We start from the raw sequence: 17,426 nt of genomic DNA, 5'->3' as shown, positions 1-17,426 counted from the left end.
GACCGGGTCAGACCTGGGTGCGGTGGAAGTGCTGCCACGAGCGCGAGGCGGTCGGGCCGCGCTGGCCCTGGTACCGGGAGCCGGTGGCGCCCGAGCCGTACGGGGCGAGGGCCGGCGACGACAGCCGGAAGAAGCACATCTGCCCGATCTTCATGCCGGGCCACAGCGTGATCGGCAGCGTCGCGACGTTCGACAGCTCCAGGGTCACGTGGCCGGAGAACCCCGGGTCGATGAACCCGGCGGTCGAGTGCGTGAGCAGGCCGAGCCGCCCCAGCGAGGACTTGCCCTCCAGGCGCGCGGCGATGTCGTCGGGCAGGGTCACCTGCTCGAACGTGGACCCCAGGACGAACTCGCCCGGGTGCAGGACGAACGGCTCGTCGCCGTCGACCTCCACCAGCCGCGTGAGGTCGGGCTGGTCCTGGGACGGGTCGATGACCGCGTACTTGTGGTTGTCGAACAGCCGGAAGAACCGGTCGAGGCGGACGTCGACGCTCGACGGCTGCACCATCGCGGGGTCGTGGGGGTCGAGGACCACCCGGCCGGCGTCGAGCTCGGCGGTGATGTCGCGGTCGGAGAGCAGCACAGGACCACGGTACCGGGGTCGGCAGGGCCCTCCGAGCGCGCCGGCGGACCCGGCGCCGACGCACCCGCCCCGTCCAGCGGCTCCGGTCCGTCCCCTGTGCCGCTCCTGCGACTCAGTCCCAGGCGCGCGGATCGGTCCGCCGACCCGCCAGGAAGGCGTCGAGCATCTGCTCGAACGTGAGCACGGACGCTCCGAAGAGGACGGATCCGTCGCGATGCACGAGAAGTTGACCACCGCCTCGGACGGGCTGCCAGAAGAAGTACGCCTCGGCTTCGGGAACGGCACGGCAGTACTGCCTGGCGTCCTGCTCCGCCATCGCCAGGAGCCTGGATGCGATCGCCACCGACGCCTCGCGCTCCGCGTCGTTCATTGCGCCCTCCTGATGGCCGCGTCCCAGTGCACCGCTCCGTAGTCCGGTGGCCAGTCGATGATCCGTCCCGACTGGCCGTCCACCGCGACGACCTTCGTGCCGTCGTAGTAGGCGTTGAACCAGTGTCCGGCCCCCTGCGCCCGATCGATCCCGATCACGGCGTGGGACCCGGGTCCGCCCGCTCTGAGCGCATCGGCGATCTCCGTCGGGGTCATGGTGACCTGCGGCAAGCCCGTGATCTTCTCCATCTGGGGAATGCTCAAGGTGCCCGTGTCCGCCTCGCCGAGCGGCCCGCCACGCAGCGAGCTGTGAACGGCCGCCGTGCAGTTGCCGCAGTTGACCGACCTCGGGTCGAACGGATCTCCCGTGAAGCCGGGGTTGATCTTGTCGAGCCATGACCTGATGTCGTCCAACGACTGCGGCCTGACCGCGGGGACGTCGGGCACGCCACCGGGAGCCGACGTGCCCCGAGCCCCCGGCAGCGCGCCGCGGACGCCGCCGGCCAACCGCGCCAGCGCCTCCTTCATCGCCTCCAGCAGGTTCTTCAGGGACTTCCCGGTCGAGATCACGTCGATGACGGACCGCCCGACCCGGGTCGCGATCGACGACACCCGCGTCGCCACCTGCGACGCCACGTGGGGCGTCGCCAGCCCCGCGGTGACCACGAGCGTCGACACCCAGGAGATGATCGAGCCCACCAGCTGCGCGAGGGTGTCCCGGACCAGGTCGTGGACGACCTGCACCACGGTGGAGCAGGCGCGCAGCGCCGACGCCATGGAGGACGCCGACGTCCCCGCGGCCCGTACCCGGTCGGCCAGCCCGTTGGCGTACGCGCCGTAGGCGACGATCGACGCGCCGGACATCGCCTCGAGGTCGGCGGTGACGATCCGGTGCAGCTCGTCGCCCGCACCGTTCATCGCGGTGGCGACGTTGTCCCACGTGCCGGCGAACCCGAGCACCGCGCCGGCGTCGCCCGTGAGGTCGTTCAGCCAGCCCTTCAGCGGCTCCAGGTGCTCCATCAGCCAGCCCAGCCCTGCCGCGATCAGCGAGCCGAGCGGGTCGACGGCGGTGGCGACGGCGTCGAGCGCGACGCCGACCCCGGACAGGCCGGCGGCGACCCAGTCGCCCGACTCCAGCGACGAGCTGAGCTGCGACAGGGAGTCCAGCAGCATGGCGCCGCCGAACGCCGTCGAGGTGTCGACCGGCCCGACGACGAGCGGGTTCGCGGTCACCCGAGCACCCGGGTGATCTGCTGCATCCGCGACTCGACGGCCTGGTCGGTCTCGTCGACGGAGCGCGCCATCGCGCCCAGCTCGGCCACCACGCCGTCGGTCGCCTCGCGCACCGCCGCGATCGCGTCCCTGGCGGCGGCGTCCGTCCCGCCGATGATCCCGGGCAGGAACCCGCACAGGACGCCGAACGCACCGCCGTGCAGGTCGGCCGACCCGGCCGCCGACTCGGCCGTGCCGAGGTCACCTGCGACCTGCTGCACCCGGGCCGCGTGCTGCCGCAGCACCCCGGTGTCGATCTGGAAGCCCCCGCTCACGCGGTCACCGCAACCGGGACGCGAGCTCGTCGCGCAGCTGCGCGGTGACGGGTGAGGTCTCTCCGAACGCGTCGGCGGCGACCGCCAGCGCCTGCCGGCCCGCGTCCTGTGCGGCGGCACGGACCGTCTCGACGATCAGCGCCGACAGGTCGCGCGCGGCGATGCTGGTCGCGTCGTCCGCCAGGTGCAGGTCGACGAGCTGGCCCGACGGGTCGACCTCGGCGGTCACCTCGCCGCGCGGGCTCCGGGCCCTGCCGCGGAGCCGGTCGAGCGTCTGCTTGACCTCGGCCGCCTTGAGGGCGCGCTCCTGCGCTGCGGCGATATCGGCCTGGACCCGCTCGATGGCAGCGTCCGGGTCGTCGAAGTAGGACGGCACGGACGGCACGGACGGCACTGTAACCGGCCTGCCCGGTGCGCTCCCGGCGCCTGCCCCAGCACCACCTGGTCGGCCCTGTCCAGCTCCGGGACCAGGGCCCGCCGGAAGCGTTTCGACCGTGCGCTACGCTGACCGACGCACGCCGCGTGGGAGCGCTCCCGCAGCGGCCCACACTGACGACCGGAAGGCGCGACGATGCGGTACGGCCACTTCGACGACGAGGCACGCGAGTACGTCATCACGACGCCGCGGACCCCGTACCCGTGGATCAACTACCTCGGCTCGGAGGAGTTCTTCTCGCTGCTCTCGCACACCGGCGGCGGCTACTCGTTCTACCGGGACGCGAAGATGCGCCGCCTCACGCGCTACCGGTACAACAACATCCCCGCCGACGAGGGCGGCCGGTACTTCTACGTGCACGACGGCGGCGACGTCTGGACGCCGGGCTGGCTGCCGGTCAAGGCCGAGCTCGACCACTACGAGGCGCGGCACGGCCTGGGCTACTCCCGCATCACGGGCGAGCGCGGCGGCCTGCGGGTCGAGACGCTGTTCTTCGTGCCGCTCGGCGAGACCGCCGAGGTCCAGCACGTCACGCTGACCAACACCTCCGACGCGGAGAAGACGGTCTCGCTGTTCTCGTTCGTCGAGTTCTGCCTGTGGAACGCCCAGGACGACCAGACGAACTACCAGCGCAACCTGTCGCTCGCCGAGGTCGAGGTGGAGCTGGACGGCCCGCACGGCTCGGCGATCTTCCACAAGACCGAGTACCGCGAGCGCCGGGACCACTACGCGGTGTACGGCGTGAACACCCGCGCCGACGGCTTCGACACCGACCGGGACTCCTTCACCGGCCCGTACAACGGGCTCGGCGAGGCGGCCGAGCCGCACGCCGGCCGGGCCACCGGGTCCGTCGCCTCCGGCTGGTACCCGATCGGGTCGCACCAGGTCGACGTCACGCTCGCCCCGGGCGAGAGCCGGTCGCTGACCTACGTGCTGGGCTACGTCGAGAACCCGCACGACGAGAAGTGGGCGCCCGCCGACGAGGCCGCCGGCGTCCCGGCGATGCAGCGGGTCAACCGCGAGCGCGCGCACGCCCTGCTGTCCCGGTTCGCCACCACCGAGCAGACGCTCGCCGCCTTCGAGGCGCTGCGGACGTCGTGGACCGACCTGCTGTCCACCTACTCGGTGACCAGCACGGACCCCAAGCTCGACCGGATGGTCAACATCTGGAACCAGTACCAGTGCATGGTCACGTTCAACATGTCCCGGTCGGCGTCGTACTTCGAGACCGGCATCGGCCGCGGCATGGGCTTCCGTGACTCGAACCAGGACCTGCTCGGCTTCGTGCACCTGGTCCCGGAGCGCGCCCGGCAGCGGATCATCGACATCGCGTCGACCCAGTTCCCCGACGGCTCCGCGTACCACCAGTACCAGCCGCTGACGAAGCGCGGGAACAACGACATCGGGTCGGGCTTCAACGACGACCCGCTGTGGCTGATCCTCGGCGTCGCCGCCTACGTCAAGGAGACCGGCGACTGGGGGATCCTCGACGAGCCGGTGCCGTTCGACAACGAGCCCGGCTCCGAGGTGCCGCTGTTCGAGCACCTGACCCGGTCGTTCGAGTTCACGGTCGCGAACCGCGGCCCGCACGGCCTGCCGCTCATCGGCCGGGCCGACTGGAACGACTGCCTCAACCTCAACTGCTTCTCCACCGAGCCGGGCGAGTCGTTCCAGACGACCGAGAACCAGGCCGGCGGGGTGGCGGAGTCGGTGTTCATCGCCGCGATGTTCGTGCACATCGGTCCGGAGTACGCCGAGCTCGCGGAGCGCCGCGGCCTGGCCGACGTCGCGGCCCGCGCGCGCACCGAGATCGAGGCCATGCGGACCGCGGTGCTGGAGCACGGCTGGGACGGCGAGTGGTTCCTGCGCGCCTACGACTTCTACGGCAACCCGGTCGGCACGGACGCGTCGCCCGAGGGCAAGATCTGGATCGAGCCGCAGGGCTTCGCGGTCATGGCCGGCATCGGCGTCGACGCCCAGAACCCGGCCGACCCCGCCTCCCCCGCGGTGCGCGCGCTCGACTCGGTGCGCGAGCACCTGGCCACGCCGCACGGCATGGTGCTGCAGTCGCCCGCCTACACGAGCTACCAGATCGAGCTCGGCGAGGTCTCCACCTACCCGCCGGGCTACAAGGAGAACGGCGGCATCTTCTGCCACAACAACCCGTGGGTGATCATCGGCGAGACCGTCCTCGGCCGCGGCGAGCGGGCGTTCGACTACTACCGCCGGATCACGCCCGCGTACCGCGAGGACATCTCCGACGTGCACCGGCTCGAGCCGTACGTGTACGCGCAGATGATCGCGGGCAAGGAGGCGGTGCGGCACGGCGAGGCCAAGAACTCCTGGCTCACCGGCACCGCGGCGTGGAACTTCGTCGCCGTCTCCCAGTACCTGCTGGGCGTCCGGCCGGAGCACGACGGCCTGGTGGTCGACCCCCAGATCGGGCCCGACGTGCCGTCGTTCGGCGTCACCCGGGTCGCCCGCGGCGCCCGGTACGAGATCACCGTGACCAACGCCGGGGCGCCGGGCGCGCGCGGGCGGCTGGTCGTGGACGGGGTCCCGGTCGAGGGGTCGACCGTGCCCTACGCGCCCGCGGGCAGCACCGTGCGGGTGGAGGTCACCGTCTGACGACGCGTGACGCGCGCTCCGGGCGTCCGCGCGTGCGGGCGTCCGGAGCCGCTATGCTGGACGCGCGCTCCCCTCGTGGGGGCGCGTCGACCGCCCGGCTCGAGCAGCCGGGGACGGTCACGCGGGTGTAGTTCAATGGTAGAACTTCAGCTTCCCAAGCTGATAGCGCGGGTTCGATTCCCGTCACCCGCTCTCCCGAGAGGGCCAGGCCGGCACCGCCGCGCCTGGCCCTTCGTCGTCGCCCCGCCGGACCCGGTCGTCCGGCCCTTTCGGGCCTCCCCCCCTATTAAGTAATTTCCCCTACTCAACGGTCGGGGGGTCGACGGACCCCCGCCTACCTTCCCAGGGCCAGCCCGACGGAAGGACCGCATGAAGCACGAGATCTCCCGCATCGACCTGCGGCTGCCTCCGCGGTGGTGCGGGTGGCGACCCGGCGACGCCCCGCGGGTCGCCCGGCGGTTCGCGGACGACCTCGCCGGCGGCCCGGTCGCGGTGGCCCGGCTGCGCTCCGCCCTCGAGGCGGTGGACCGCGCCGTCGTCGGCCTGAACGCGCGGCACGTCCGCGCCGGCGCGTGGGTGCCGGAACCTACCGGCGACGTGGTCGCGGGGCTCGCGTGCGAGATCCTGGTCGAGGTCCCCGTCGGGGCCGACGCGGCCGCCGCCTACCTGCACCGGGTGCAGCGGAAGATCGCGCGGTCCCGGCACACGGCCACCCGCATCACGTACCACGCCGCGTCCCTGCGGGAGCTGCCGGCGGGCCAGGCGGTCGTGGCGCTCCGGAGCCACGGCGTGCTGCGCCACGAGGTGATCTGGACGGTGTTCCCGGCCGGGGCGAGCGAGGCCGTCGAGCTGCGCTTCGACACCCGGTCCTCGGAGCGCTACCAGGACCTCGTCACGCACGCCGAGACGATCGCGCACCGGCTCCGGGTCGGGCTGACCGGGCGACGGCCGCCGGTACCGCGGCCGGCGGCGAGGGCCGCGACCGCGCCGCCGGGGACCTCCCGGGCGCGGACCGCGGTCACGGGCCCGCCGACGAGGGCCGCGGGCGCTGCCGGCAGCGGGGGTGCCGCCGGCACGGACGACTCACCGCCCGCGGTCGCCCTCGCCACCCCCGCGCGCTGACCGCGCCGCGCCCGGGGCCGGGTCGACCCGGCGCTTGCGCAGGTGCTCGAACACGACGGAGGTGCGCACGTCGACGACCTCGGGGCGCTCGGTGAGCCGGTCGATCACGAACCCGTAGAGCGCCTCGTTGTCCGGCACCGCCACGTGGACGAGGAAGTCCTCGGTGCCGGTCGTGACGAACACCCCGAGCGTCTCGGGCAGCGCCACCACCCAGGCGCGGAAGCCCTCGATGTTCCGGCGGGTCGGCGGCCGGATCCGCACGGCGACGAGCGCCTGGACCGGCCGCCCGATCGCGGCGAGGTCGACGTCCAGCGTCGCGCCGCGGATCACCCCGCGCTCGCGCAGCGCCCGCGTCCGGTCGAGCGCGGTGGTGGGCGCGACGCCCACGGCGGCCGCGACGTCGCGGTTGGTCCGCCGTGCGTCCGCCTGCAGCTCGCGCAGGATCGCCGTGTCGAGTGCGTCGAGATCGGCCATGCGGCCACGATATCCGTACGTCGTACGGCGAGCGTGGACAGACCTCGTACCGGTGCCTAGCGTCTCGGTTCGTCGTCGGACGACGACCGCCGCGGACCGTCCGTGGTGCCGTCACCCGGGAGGTCGTCGTGACCATGTCCCCCGCACCCGCCGCCAGTCCCGTCACCCCGTCCGCCACCGTCGCCACGGATCCCGCCGCGGCGCCGGCCGCCGGCTTCGCGCCCGACGAGATCCGCCTCGACGAGCCGACGCGCTCCGCACGGCTGAAGTGGGTCGTCGTCGTCGACGAGGCACTCGAGCCGGGCCGCGCCGCCAACGCCGTCGCCTGCGTGACCGCGGCCACCGCCACGGGTGTCCCCGGGCTGATGGGGCCCGCCGCGCCCGACGCCCGGGGCGACGCGCACACCGGACTGCCCTGGACCGGCTGCACCGTGCTGGGCGCTCCCCGGGCGACGCTGGCGGAGCTGCGCGCGAAGGCCGCGGCGGCACCCGGCGTGCACGTGGCGGACATGCCCGCCATCGCCCAGCAGATCCGCGTGTACACGGAGTACCTGGCCGCCATGGCGGAGCGCCCCGCGGACGGCCACGACTACCTCGCCGTGAGCATCGTCGGCCCCCGGAACCGTGTCGACCGGCTCGTCGGGAAGCTGCGCCTGCTGCCCTGACGGCGCCCGTCCCCAGGGGGGACCCGCGCTGACGGGCGCCGATCCCCAGCCGCGCACCACGCGTGCACACCGCGTCCACAGGTCGCGGGGCCCGTCACCCGCTCGATCCACGGACTCGTGCACAAGGTGGGGACAACTCCTGTGGACAGAGCCCGACATATCGCCCTCTCGGGTGGTCGGAGGGGCCGTTCGGGGGACGACGACGTGTGGACAACCCCGACCACCCTGTGGGTAACCGCGCCCGGGCACGGAGAAGGGCCCCTCGGAGTAAGCGTCCGAGGGGCCCTCCCCGATCGTCGTCCCTGTGCCCCCGACGGATCGGGGACCGGCGGCCGCTCTGACGGTGCGGCTCCGCCCCGGCACCCGGCGGCGACCTCGGGGGGCACCAGCCGCGGGCGGGACGGCGACGATCCGACCCTCGGGGTCCTAGCGGGCCTCTGCGTCGTCATCCGCAGCTCGCCGGGTCGCCCCGCCGAGGTGGTCCGTCGTTCTCCCTCCGGTCCCGGCCCCGCCGGCTCCGCCCCGCCGGGCACCCGTCGAGGCGGGTCTCCCTGCGGTGGTCGGTGCGTCCGTCGAGGTCGTTGGAAGAGTTCTAGACCCCCCGCGACGACGCCCGCAAGGGTCTGCGCCGGAGAATTCTCGTCCACCGCGGGGTGCACATGTTGTCCACAGCGTCACCTGCAGGATCATGCGGTGTTCACAGGGTTGTGCACAGAATCTGTGGACGACGGTGCGGTCTCGCGGCCGTCAGGGACGGGTCCGGCGCGCCTGCGTCCCGCCGAGCCCGCCGGCCCGTAGCGTCGTCCCCGGATCGAGGCCCCTCGGAGTAAGCGTCCGAGGGGCCTCGCCGCGTCTCCCGTGCCGCCGCGCGGTCAGGCCCGGACGTCGTGCAGGTGGTGCACCACATCGTGCAGGAAGTACTGCCCGAGCGTCGTGACCGTGAACGAGGACCCGTTCGACCGGCGGCCCGCGCGGTCCCACTGGTCGGGGCGCACCGCGGCGAACCCCGCCGCGAGCGCGGCCGCGGCGTCGGCCAGCTCGTCCGCGACGCGACCCGGGTCCTGCCGGTCGTAGCGCTCCTCGGCGGCGGTGGCGTCCTGGTCCCAGTTGGCGAACAGCGGGTCGTCCTGGGTGAGCATCAGCTGCAGCCGCTCGGCGAACACCCGGTGCACGTCCCGCACGTGCGCGCCGTACTCGAGCGTCGACCACACGCCGGGCGCCGGGCGGTCCCGGGCGTCCAGGCGGTTGAGCGCGGCGCGCCACCGCGGCACCAGGTCGTGCACCGTGCCGGCGACGTCGGGCCCGGCCACGTCGGTGCCGGCGAACCCGCACTCGGGGCAGCGCCCGGCGATCACCCAGGTCCAGTCCTTGGCGTCCGGGTCGGCGGGGCGGTAGTCGTCGGGGTCGGGCTCCGGGGGCGTCGCGGCGGTCACGCCACGCACGGTAACCCGCCCGGACCGCCGCCGGGGACGCCCTCCCCCGGCATGGGGCGGCCGGGGCGGGCCGGTGGACGACGACGAGCCAGGCGAGGGTAGGCAATCCTTACCTGGTGCGGTACGTTCTGACGCGTCGTCATCTCGACGGCAGCCGCGCGCCCCCGGGAGCAGACATGACCACCACGCACGACCTGCCCGCCGCCGCGCCGCGCGCCGACGACCCGGCCGCCGGGTCCGCCGCCGCACCGCTGTCGCTGCTGCTGCGCGAGGGCACCCGTCCGGAGCACGAGGCCGCCGAGGGCTCGTCGTTCGTCGAGGACCTGCTGGGCGGCCGGCTCACGACGGCGGCGTACGTCGACCTCGCGCTCCAGCTGCACGCCGTCTACGTGGCCCTGGAGGAGGTCGGCGAGCTGGTCCGCCGCACCCCCGCGGGCGCCGGGGTCGTGTTCGACGAGCTGAGCCGCGTCCCGGCGATCGAGGCGGACCTCGCGCACCTCGCCGGCCCGGGCTGGCGCGAGCGCGCCGTGCCGCTGCCCGCCACCGCGGCCTACGCCGCCGCCATCCGCGCGGGCGGCTCGGACGTCGGCCCCTACGTCGCGCACGCGTACACGCGGTACCTCGGCGACCTCTCGGGCGGGCAGGTCATCGGCCGGATGGTGCAGCGGCACTACGCCGTCGCGGAGGAGGGCGTCGGCTTCTACGCGTTCCCCGCGATCCCGAAGCCCAAGCCGTTCAAGGACCTGTACCGCGCGCGGGTCGACGCGCTCGACCTGACGGAGGCCCAGCGGGCGGCGGTGGTCGACGAGGCGCGCGCCGCCTTCCGGCACAACCGCGCCCTGTTCGCCGCGCTGGCCGAGGCGCACCGCACCGCCTGACCCGCGATCCCCGCGCCACACCTGCACGCGTCCGACACACGGCGGCGGCTCCGATGATGACAGGTCGTGCGATCATGTCAGCATGCCCAAGATCATCGGCGGCTCGCTGCACGAGCACCGGGAGCAGACGCGGCTGCGCCTGTTCGGCGCGCTGTCCCGGCTGATGGCCGAGCGCGGGTTCGACTCGATCACCCTCGCCGACATCGCCCAGGCGGCCGGCGTCGGCCGCACGGCGGTGTACAACCACTTCGCCGACAAGGAGTCGATGCTCGTCGGCTTCATCATGCACGAGACCGAGCAGTACGTCGCCGCGCTGGAGGCCGAGCTCGCCGGCATCGACGACCCGACCGAGCAGCTGCGCGCCTACGTCCGCGCGCAGTGCGAGCTCAAGCGCGACTACCACCTGGCCCCGGGGCCGGACCTGCGGTCGGTGCTGTCCCGCAGCACGCAGCAGCGCGTGCGCGAGCACGTCGTGCTGGTCGAGGCCATGCTGCGCCGCGTGCTGTCCGCCGGCATCGAGTCGGGCGCCTTCCCCGAGCAGGACCTGGGAACGACGGTCTCCCTGGTCAACGCCTGCCTGAGCAGCCGCGGCCTGCCCGACGACCAGCCGGCCCGCGAGCGGGCGATCGAGTCGACCGTCCTGTTCGTGCTCCGCGCCGTCGGCGCCGGCGAGCGGGCCGCGACCGGTGCGTTCGAGCCGGAGGCCGTGCCCGCCTGAGCCGCGCGTTCACCCGCACGGAGGACCCGCGGTGCGCCCGCGTGTGGGCGGGAGCCCGACACGCGATGATGTCCTCGTGACCGACGCCCCGCCGCCGGCCCGGACGAGCGCGCCCCGCGGTGACGGGGACGACGCCCGGCACTTCGCCCTGCTCGCGCACCGCCTCGGGGCCGCGGCCTCGCTCGGCGAGGTGCACGAGGCCGCCGTGGTCGCCGCCCGCGACCTGCTCGACGTCGAGGTGGCCGCCGTCGCCCGCCTCGAGCAGGACGACTGGCACGTCCTCGCCGCCGAGCCGACCGACGAGCTGCCCGCCGCCGAGGAGGCGCTCCGCGACGGCGACGCCGTGCGCGCCCTCGTGCGGCGGCGCGAGACGTGGCTGTCCGCGCCCGGGGACGACCCCGCCCGGCCGCGGCCCGCGCTCGTCGCGCCCGTCGTCGTCAACGGCGACCTCTGGGGCGTGCTGTGCGCGGTGCGCGACGAGCGCGCGCCCGTCTTCACGCCGGACGACGCCGCCCGCGGCGAGGTCCTGGGCGCGCTGCTCGGGGCGCAGGTCGCGCGGCTCGACCTCGCGGAGCAGGTGCGGCACCTGGTGTCCGACGACGCGCTGACCGGCCTCAGCACGCGCCGGGTGGCCGACGAGGCGGCGCAGGCGGCGATCGACTCGGGCGACGAGACGTGCATCGTCATGTGCGACGTCGACGGCCTGAAGCGCGTGAACGACGAGCTCGGCCACGACGCCGGCGACGAGCTGCTCCGGAGCGTGGCGGGGGTGCTGCGCCGCGCGGGCGGGGGCCTGCCGGGCTCGACGGTCGCCCGGATCGGCGGCGACGAGTTCTGCGTCGTGACCTCCGGCATCCCGCGGACCACGGTCGTGCAGGTGATGGACGCGACGGTGGGCGACAGCGCGCTGCCGTTCGGCGCCTCGTTGTCCTACGGCATCGCGTCCTCGGCGCGCGGCTCGCTCGGGGCGGCGCCGACGCCGCGGTCGCTGTTCCGCCGGGCCGACGCCGCGCAGTACCACGCCAAGCGCAGCCACGCCGCGGCCCGGGCCCGGCAGTACCGCGCCGACGACCCGGGGGCGGTGCTCGGCCGCACCGTGGCCGCCTCGGTGACGGCGCTGTCCGCCACCGGCCCCGCCCCGCTGTCCCGGCTGTGCGCCCTGGCCTCCGCCGCGACCGAGGCGATGGGCGGCTCGGGCTGGTCCGTGCAGCGGCACGACGGCGGCGACCCGGTGGTCGTCGCGCGCGGCGGCACGGCGTCGCTGCACGTGTCGGGCGTGCGCCAGGTGGAGCTCCGCCGGGCGCCGTGGTCGGTCACGGTGGAGTCGACCCTCCCGGACGACCGCACGGTCACGACCACGCTCCAGACCCTGCTCTCGCTGGCGGTCCTGGGCGCCTCCTGACGCCGCCGCGCGCCGACCCCGCCCGTCGAGTGCCTACGCGACGCGTCGAGTGCCTACCCGGCGGACAGTCGCTCGACGTGTCGGATGTGCACTCGGCGGGCGCGCGGGGGGCGGGCCCGCGGGCGGCGCGTCAGCCGTGCAGCGGGAGGGAGAGGTCCGCCGGCGCGCCCGCGGCCACGCGGACCGGGACGCCCCAGTCCTGCGAGTTGAGGTGGCACGCCGGGAACTCGATCGCCGGGTCCGCGTCGCAGCTCGCCGCGCGGGCGGTGATGTGCAGGACGCCCTCGGCGACCTCGGGGTTGATCCGCAGGGTGCGCGTCAGCGGCACGTCGTCGCCGGCGCCGTCGAGCAGCAGCTCCGCCGGGGTCGCCGACACCCGGAGCATCGTCGACGGCCCGAACCGGTCGTCGTACTTCTGCCCGGCGGCCGGCGTGAACACGACGTCCAGCGCCAGCTCGCCCGGGGCGATGTCGGTGACCGGCCGCTGCGTCCGGTGGGCGCCTGCGTCGAGCACCTCGCCCGCCAGCGTCGCCGGGAGCGCGATCCGGGTCAGGCGGTGCGCCGCCGACTCGACGACGAGCAGCGTCACGCCGCCCGCCTCCGCGTCCGCCTGCACGACGATGCCGCTCGGCTCGGCCAGCCCGGTCGCGAGCGTGCTGACCTCGCCCGGTCCGTCGCCGCCGGCCGCGGGCGACCAGCGGCGGACCGCGCCGTTGTAGGTGTCCGCGACGACGACCGAGCCGTCGGGCAGCACCGCCACGCCGAGCGGGTGCTGGAGCAGCGCCTGGTCGGCCGCACCGTCCCGGTGGCCGAAGTCGAACAGGCCCGCGCCGACCGCGGTGCCGACCACTGCACCGGACCAGGCGTCCGCGGGTCCGGTCGGCGCGGTCCGGGCGGCGGCGAGCGCGGCGCCCGCACCCACCAGCCCTGCGAACCCGCCGGTCGCCGGCGCGGCCTCGGCCGGGGCCGCCACCGGCGTGCCCGGGTCGATCCACCTCAGCGCCGACACCTCGGAGTCCGCCAGCCACACCCGGCCGTCGGCCGCGAGCGCCGTGCCGGAGGTCTGGGCGAACCACGCCTCGCGCGGGTCGCCGTCGGTCAGGCCCTCGTTCATCGTGCCGGCGACGGGCTCGACCACGCCGTCCCGCGGGTCGAACGCCCAGAGCTGGTGGTTGCCGGCCATCGCGACGAGCGCGGTCCCGGTCTGCGGCGACCAGACGACGTCCCACGGCGAGGACAGCGGCACCGACGTGGCGGCGCGCGCACCGCCGGCCCGCCACAGGTCGGTGCGGCCGGGCAGCGGGGACGGCACGGTCGGCTCGCCGACCAGGTACTGCACGCCGGTCCCCGCGACCGTGGTCACGGCGCCGTCGGACAGCCGGACGCCGCGCAGCGCGTGGTTCACGGTGTCCGCGACCAGCACGTCGTAGCCGGCGTCGGCCGCGACGTCCTCGGGCAGCAGGGTCAGGCCGTTGGGCTCGCTGAACCGCGCCTCGTCGGGGCCCCCGTCGACCAGGCCGCGCTCGCCCGACCCGATCCGCCGGACCAGGGTCTCGCCGTCCGCGGCGAGCTCCGCGAGCGAGTGGTGCCCGGCGTCGGCGACCAGCAGCGTGCCGCCCGGCAGCGCGACCGCCTTCGCGGGGAACCGCAGGGTGCCCGCGGTGGGCTCCGGCGGGACGTACGGGCCGCCGCCGCGGTGCAGCGTGCCCTTGGCGTCGTGCTCGGCGACCAGGTCGCGGACCAGGCGCTCGACGTTGCTCTGGTGCCCCTCGCCCGCCATCTGGGCGACGATGTAGCCCTCGGGGTCGATGACGACGAGGGTCGGCCAGGCGCGGGCGGTGTACGCGGACCAGGTGACCAGCTCCGGGTCGTCCAGCACGGGGTGGTGCACCTCGTACCGCTCGACGGCGGCGGCCAGCGCGAGCGGGTCGGCCTCGTGCACGAACTTCGGCGAGTGCACCCCCACGATCACCAGCACGTCGCGGTACTGCTCCTCGAGCTCGCGGAGCTCGTCGAGGACGTGCAGGCAGTTGATGCAGCAGAACGTCCAGAAGTCGAGGAGGACGATCTTGCCGCGGAGGTCCGCGAGGGCGACGTCCCGGCCGCCGGTGTTGAGCCAGCCGCGGCCGACGAGCTCGGACGCGCGGACCTTCGGGAGACGGGTGCTGCTGGTGGTCACAGGAGTAGTGAACACGACGCGGCCCGCGGATCGTCCCGCGGGCCGCGTGCTGGTCGAGTGGAGACGAGTGGAGCGTCCTGCCGGACACGCCAGCGCGTGTCGGGCAGAACGCTCCACTCGAGGGGGCTCCCGGGGTCAGGCCGCCGGGGGCGGGGTGCGGCCCTCGTAGCGCTCGACGACCTCCTCGCGGTGCGAGGTGTGCGCCCGCTGGCTGTTGAGCACCAGGGCGAGGATCAGCGCGAGCACGCCCGCGCCCATGCAGATGTAGCCGATGACCGTGAGGTCCACGTTCGCGATGTTGTCGCTGACGCCGAACGCGAGGATCGCGCCGATGACGATCAGGGCGATGCCGCCGCCGATGCCCATGGTCGGACTCCTTCCCGGCCCGGGCGGGGGTGCCCGGGGCTCCGGGACCGAGTCTGGCGGTGGACCCGCAGTTCCGCGCGCCGGGCGGCGGGCCCGGACGGGTGACGTCCGCCGCGACCGGACCCGCTCGGGGGCGGCGGCTGCCACGATGCCTGCGTGACGCATCCCTCCGACGGCGGCCCGGGCAACCGGCCGAGCCGCCGCGCCCTCGGCTGGCTGCTGGTCGCCGGCGCGCTGATGGTGGCCGCCGCCGCGATCGGCGTCCTGGACCTGGTCGGGACGCTGCCGGCCGGCGCCGTGTGGGCGTGGGCGGCGCTCGTCGTCGCAGGCGCCGCGTCGGCAGGGGCCGCGGCCGTCGTCGCCGCGCGAGACAGCGGCGCGTCGGTGGCCCGCACGATCGGGCGCGCCCTGCTCGCCCCGGTGCGCTTCCTGCTCGAGCTGCCCTGAGTCGGGCCGTCCGGGGCCGCACCGCCGAGGCGACGGCGCGGCCCGCGGGCGGCGCGTCTCAGCCCAGGACCTCGGGCAGCGGCGGGAGCTCCTCGCCGGTGAGGCCGAGCACGTGCTCCGCGAGGAACGCGTCGACCACCTGGTACCAGACCTTGGCGTGCTGCGGGCTGAGCACCCAGTGGTTCTCGTCCGGGAAGTACAGGAACCGGTGGGGCGTCTCGCCGTTCTCGTCCGCGGCGAGCGCCGACCTCGACAGCAGCTCGTACCAGAGCCGCAGGCCCTCGCCGATCGGCACCCGGTAGTCCTTGTCGCCGTGCACGACCAGCATCGGGGTGACGATCTTCTCGACGGACAGGTGCGGGGAGTTCGCCAGCGCCATCTCCGGCGTCATCTCCCGCTCCCAGTAGAAGGAGTGGTCGGTCGTCGGGCCGAACTGGTCGAGCGCCCACAGGCTCGCGTGCGTCACGATCGCGCGGAACCGGTCGGTGTGCCCGGCGACCCAGTTGGCCATGTAGCCGCCGAACGAGCCGCCCATCGCGGCGGTGCGGGTCTCGTCGACGTCCGCGCGCGCGACGGTGGCGTCGGTGATCGCCATGAGGTCGGTGTACGGAGCCGCGCCCCAGGCACCCCAGCCGCGCTGCACGAAGTCCTGGCCGTAGCCGGTGGACAGCGCCGGGTCCGGCAGCAGGACGGCGTAGCCGCGGGCCGCCATGATCCACGGGTTCCACCGCCAGGACCAGGCGTTCCACGAGTTCAGCGGGCCGCCGTGGATCCACAGCAGCAGCGGGGCCGGCGACGCGGCGGAGGCACCCTCGGGGAGCACCAGCCAGGCGCGCACCTCGGCGCCGTCCTCGGCGGTGGTCGACACCTCGGTGAGCGTGCCGGGCAGCGCGGGCAGCGGCGCGGGCGCCGGCAGGGCCACCGCCTCGACCGGCTCCCCGGTCGAGAGGGCCGCCGCGAGGTCGATCCGGACCGGGTGCGACGGGGCCCCGTAGGACACGCGCAGGGCGTACAGCGTCGCGCCGTCCGGGCTGACCCGGAGGTCGCTGAACACCGCGTCGTCGGCGGTCACCTGCGTGACGACGTCCGAGCCGAGCGCGACGTGGAACACCGGGCCGCGGCCCAGGTGGTCGGCGCCGACGAGCAGGCCCGCGCCGTCGCGGGTCCAGGCGATCTCGTGCGGCCAGCGGTCCCAGCCCGCGGCGACCCGGCGCGGGGCGGGGTCGGCGGCGTCCAGGTCGGCGACCCAGAGCTGCACCTGCGGCGCGGCGGTCGGCGTCGTGATCGTCTCGCGCACGTAGGCGACCCGCCGGGAGTCGGGCGACACGACCGGACCGGCGAGGTCCGCCGTCGGGTCGTCGACGAGCACGCGGCGGGTGCCGGTGGCGACGTCGACGGCGACGAGCTGCTGGCGGAGCGTGCCGCGCGCGCCGGGCCTCGCCCACGAGGTCACCAGCGTGCGGCCGTCGGGCGACAGCACCGCGTCCTGGTGCTCCAGCGCGGCGCCGGCGTCGGGGGCGAGGTCGCGCAGCGCGAGCCTCGGCGCGGCGGCCCCGGCCTCGGGGGACGCGGCGACGGTCGTGAGGTCGCCCGCGAACAGCCGCGGCCGCGCGGGGCCCAGGTCGTGGTCCCAGTACCGCACCGGGTAGGAGGAGTGCAGGATCGCGGCGACCTTGGCGTCCTTGCGGGCGCCGATCAGCCGCTCGTCGTCGGCGTCGTCCGCCGCGCTCGGCAGCACGTTTGACGGGACGACGACCACGGGCGCGTCCTCCGCGGCCACGACGCCGCCGATGCCGGCCCTCCGGGACGCGACCACGCGCGCCTCGGCGCCGTCGGCGGGCAGCAGCCACAGCGCGGCGGGCGGCTCGTCGTCGGGCGCGTCGGCGTCGGCGTCCGGGCGGGCGGAGGTGAACAGCAGGTCGCCCGTCGAGGCGAACCGGGCGGCGGACTCGCCCTTCGCGGACCGCGTCAGGCGTCGGGCGGGGCGGACGCCCTCGGGGTCCACCTCCCACAGCGCGGTGACGTACCGGGTGCGCTCGGCGTCCAGCGTCGACACCGCGGTGACGAGCCGGGTGCCGTCCGGGGACAGCGCCAGCCCGGACATCCGGGGCAGGGCGACGTAGGCGTCGAGGTCGTGGAACGGGGTCGGGGGCGTGGTCTCGGGCGTGGGGTCAGCAGC

17 protein-coding genes and 1 tRNA gene are annotated in these 17,426 nt (G+C 75.0%); 8 read left to right on the top strand and 10 right to left on the bottom strand.

Annotated features, from left to right (window positions below):
- Positions 1 to 7 precede the first annotated feature (7 nt).
- From dcd to FKM96_RS10710, 5 genes are all read right to left on the bottom strand, one after another.
- A complete protein-coding gene (dcd, locus tag FKM96_RS10730) occupies positions 8 to 583 on the bottom strand; it encodes a dCTP deaminase (RefSeq protein ID WP_147795220.1) in 576 nt (191 codons plus the stop codon).
- Positions 584 to 695: 112 nt separating this feature from the next.
- The gene (locus FKM96_RS10725; RefSeq protein WP_147795219.1) at positions 696 to 953 is read right to left on the bottom strand and encodes a hypothetical protein; all 258 of its coding nucleotides are present in this window, start codon (positions 951 to 953) and stop codon (positions 696 to 698) included.
- Positions 950 to 2,185, bottom strand: coding sequence for a toxin glutamine deamidase domain-containing protein (locus tag FKM96_RS10720; protein ID WP_147795218.1), 1,236 nt, complete (start codon positions 2,183 to 2,185; stop codon positions 950 to 952). Before FKM96_RS10720 ends, FKM96_RS10725 begins: the two co-directional genes overlap by 4 nt.
- Positions 2,182 to 2,499: a type VII secretion target gene (locus tag FKM96_RS10715; protein ID WP_168216953.1), complete on the bottom strand. Its 318-nt coding sequence runs from the start codon at positions 2,497 to 2,499 to the stop codon at positions 2,182 to 2,184. Before FKM96_RS10715 ends, FKM96_RS10720 begins: the two co-directional genes overlap by 4 nt.
- Before the next feature lie 4 nt (positions 2,500 to 2,503).
- Positions 2,504 to 2,884, bottom strand: a complete 381-nt coding sequence (locus FKM96_RS10710) for a YbaB/EbfC family nucleoid-associated protein (protein WP_210417251.1) — start codon at positions 2,882 to 2,884, stop codon at positions 2,504 to 2,506.
- Between the two features lie 186 nt (positions 2,885 to 3,070).
- Here FKM96_RS10710 and FKM96_RS10705 point away from each other — a divergent pair, with 186 nt between their 5' ends.
- The 3 genes from FKM96_RS10705 (at position 3,071) to FKM96_RS10695 (ending at position 6,685) form a co-directional block, all read left to right on the top strand.
- Positions 3,071 to 5,563, top strand: coding sequence for a GH36-type glycosyl hydrolase domain-containing protein (locus FKM96_RS10705; protein ID WP_147795216.1), 2,493 nt, complete (start codon positions 3,071 to 3,073; stop codon positions 5,561 to 5,563).
- A gap of 121 nt (positions 5,564 to 5,684) precedes the next feature.
- Positions 5,685 to 5,755, top strand: a tRNA-Gly gene (locus FKM96_RS10700).
- Positions 5,756 to 5,932: 177 nt separating this feature from the next.
- The gene (locus FKM96_RS10695) at positions 5,933 to 6,685 is read left to right on the top strand and encodes a hypothetical protein (protein WP_147795215.1); all 753 of its coding nucleotides are present in this window, start codon (positions 5,933 to 5,935) and stop codon (positions 6,683 to 6,685) included.
- Here the strand turns inward: FKM96_RS10695 and FKM96_RS10690 are convergent.
- A complete protein-coding gene (locus tag FKM96_RS10690) occupies positions 6,647 to 7,159 on the bottom strand; it encodes an Lrp/AsnC family transcriptional regulator (RefSeq protein ID WP_147795214.1) in 513 nt (170 codons plus the stop codon). The two genes, FKM96_RS10695 and FKM96_RS10690, sit on opposite strands and share 39 nt — an antisense overlap.
- Before the next feature lie 134 nt (positions 7,160 to 7,293).
- Here FKM96_RS10690 and FKM96_RS10685 point away from each other — a divergent pair, with 134 nt between their 5' ends.
- Positions 7,294 to 7,824, top strand: coding sequence for a DUF2000 domain-containing protein (locus FKM96_RS10685; RefSeq protein WP_147797059.1), 531 nt, complete (start codon positions 7,294 to 7,296; stop codon positions 7,822 to 7,824).
- An 872-nt stretch (positions 7,825 to 8,696) separates the two neighbouring features.
- On the opposite strand, the gene FKM96_RS10680 is transcribed toward FKM96_RS10685, so the two are convergent.
- Positions 8,697 to 9,257, bottom strand: a complete 561-nt coding sequence (locus FKM96_RS10680) for a DinB family protein (protein WP_147795213.1) — start codon at positions 9,255 to 9,257, stop codon at positions 8,697 to 8,699.
- A gap of 176 nt (positions 9,258 to 9,433) precedes the next feature.
- Between FKM96_RS10680 and FKM96_RS10675 the strand changes: the two genes are divergently transcribed.
- The 3 genes from FKM96_RS10675 (at position 9,434) to FKM96_RS10665 (ending at position 12,255) form a co-directional block, all read left to right on the top strand.
- Positions 9,434 to 10,135, top strand: a complete 702-nt coding sequence (locus FKM96_RS10675; protein WP_147795212.1) for a heme oxygenase (biliverdin-producing) — start codon at positions 9,434 to 9,436, stop codon at positions 10,133 to 10,135.
- Between the two features lie 82 nt (positions 10,136 to 10,217).
- Positions 10,218 to 10,853, top strand: a complete 636-nt coding sequence (locus FKM96_RS10670) for a TetR/AcrR family transcriptional regulator (RefSeq protein ID WP_147795211.1) — start codon at positions 10,218 to 10,220, stop codon at positions 10,851 to 10,853.
- A gap of 76 nt (positions 10,854 to 10,929) precedes the next feature.
- Positions 10,930 to 12,255 (top strand): diguanylate cyclase, encoded by a 1,326-nt coding sequence (locus FKM96_RS10665; RefSeq protein ID WP_246854928.1) that lies wholly within the window; start codon positions 10,930 to 10,932, stop codon positions 12,253 to 12,255.
- Positions 12,256 to 12,385: 130 nt separating this feature from the next.
- On the opposite strand, the gene FKM96_RS10660 is transcribed toward FKM96_RS10665, so the two are convergent.
- Both FKM96_RS10660 and FKM96_RS10655 read right to left on the bottom strand, forming a co-directional pair.
- Entirely contained in the window at positions 12,386 to 14,434 is a 2,049-nt protein-coding gene (locus FKM96_RS10660) for an NHL domain-containing thioredoxin family protein (protein ID WP_147795210.1), read from the bottom strand.
- Between the two features lie 135 nt (positions 14,435 to 14,569).
- Entirely contained in the window at positions 14,570 to 14,800 is a 231-nt protein-coding gene (locus tag FKM96_RS10655) for a DUF6458 family protein (protein WP_147795209.1), read from the bottom strand.
- A gap of 156 nt (positions 14,801 to 14,956) precedes the next feature.
- On the opposite strand from FKM96_RS10655, the gene FKM96_RS10650 reads away from it, so the two are divergent.
- Positions 14,957 to 15,247, top strand: a complete 291-nt coding sequence (locus FKM96_RS10650) for a hypothetical protein (protein WP_147795208.1) — start codon at positions 14,957 to 14,959, stop codon at positions 15,245 to 15,247.
- Positions 15,248 to 15,305: 58 nt separating this feature from the next.
- Here FKM96_RS10650 and FKM96_RS10645 read toward each other — a convergent pair whose 3' ends face one another.
- Positions 15,306 to 17,351 (bottom strand): alpha/beta fold hydrolase, encoded by a 2,046-nt coding sequence (locus FKM96_RS10645; protein WP_147797057.1) that lies wholly within the window; start codon positions 17,349 to 17,351, stop codon positions 15,306 to 15,308.
- Between the last annotated feature and the right edge of the window lie 75 nt (positions 17,352 to 17,426).

It is taken from the genome of Cellulomonas sp. Y8 (genome assembly GCF_008033115.1).
In the GTDB taxonomy this organism is placed as follows: Bacteria; Actinomycetota; Actinomycetes; order Actinomycetales; family Cellulomonadaceae; genus Cellulomonas.
The sequence above is the reverse complement of the archived record's forward strand: the minus strand, read 5'-3'. Positions and strand labels throughout refer to the sequence as shown.

Bases quoted from the DNA above. Each gene is read 5' to 3' on its own strand.
- FKM96_RS10725 (WP_147795219.1), bottom strand. From the start codon at position 953: ATGAACGACGCGGAGCGCGAGGCGTCGGTGGCGATCGCATCCAGGCTC.
- FKM96_RS10675 (WP_147795212.1), top strand. From the start codon at position 9,434: ATGACCACCACGCACGACCTGCCCGCCGCCGCGCCGCGCGCCGACGAC.
- FKM96_RS10690 (WP_147795214.1), bottom strand. From the start codon at position 7,159: ATGGCCGATCTCGACGCACTCGACACGGCGATCCTGCGCGAGCTGCAG.
- FKM96_RS10695 (WP_147795215.1), top strand. From the start codon at position 5,933: ATGAAGCACGAGATCTCCCGCATCGACCTGCGGCTGCCTCCGCGGTGG.
- FKM96_RS10645 (WP_147797057.1), bottom strand. From the start codon at position 17,351: ATGTCCGGGCTGGCGCTGTCCCCGGACGGCACCCGGCTCGTCACCGCG.
- FKM96_RS10705 (WP_147795216.1), top strand. From the start codon at position 3,071: ATGCGGTACGGCCACTTCGACGACGAGGCACGCGAGTACGTCATCACG.
- FKM96_RS10670 (WP_147795211.1), top strand. From the start codon at position 10,218: ATGCCCAAGATCATCGGCGGCTCGCTGCACGAGCACCGGGAGCAGACG.
- FKM96_RS10655 (WP_147795209.1), bottom strand. From the start codon at position 14,800: ATGGGCATCGGCGGCGGCATCGCCCTGATCGTCATCGGCGCGATCCTC.
- FKM96_RS10685 (WP_147797059.1), top strand. From the start codon at position 7,294: ATGTCCCCCGCACCCGCCGCCAGTCCCGTCACCCCGTCCGCCACCGTC.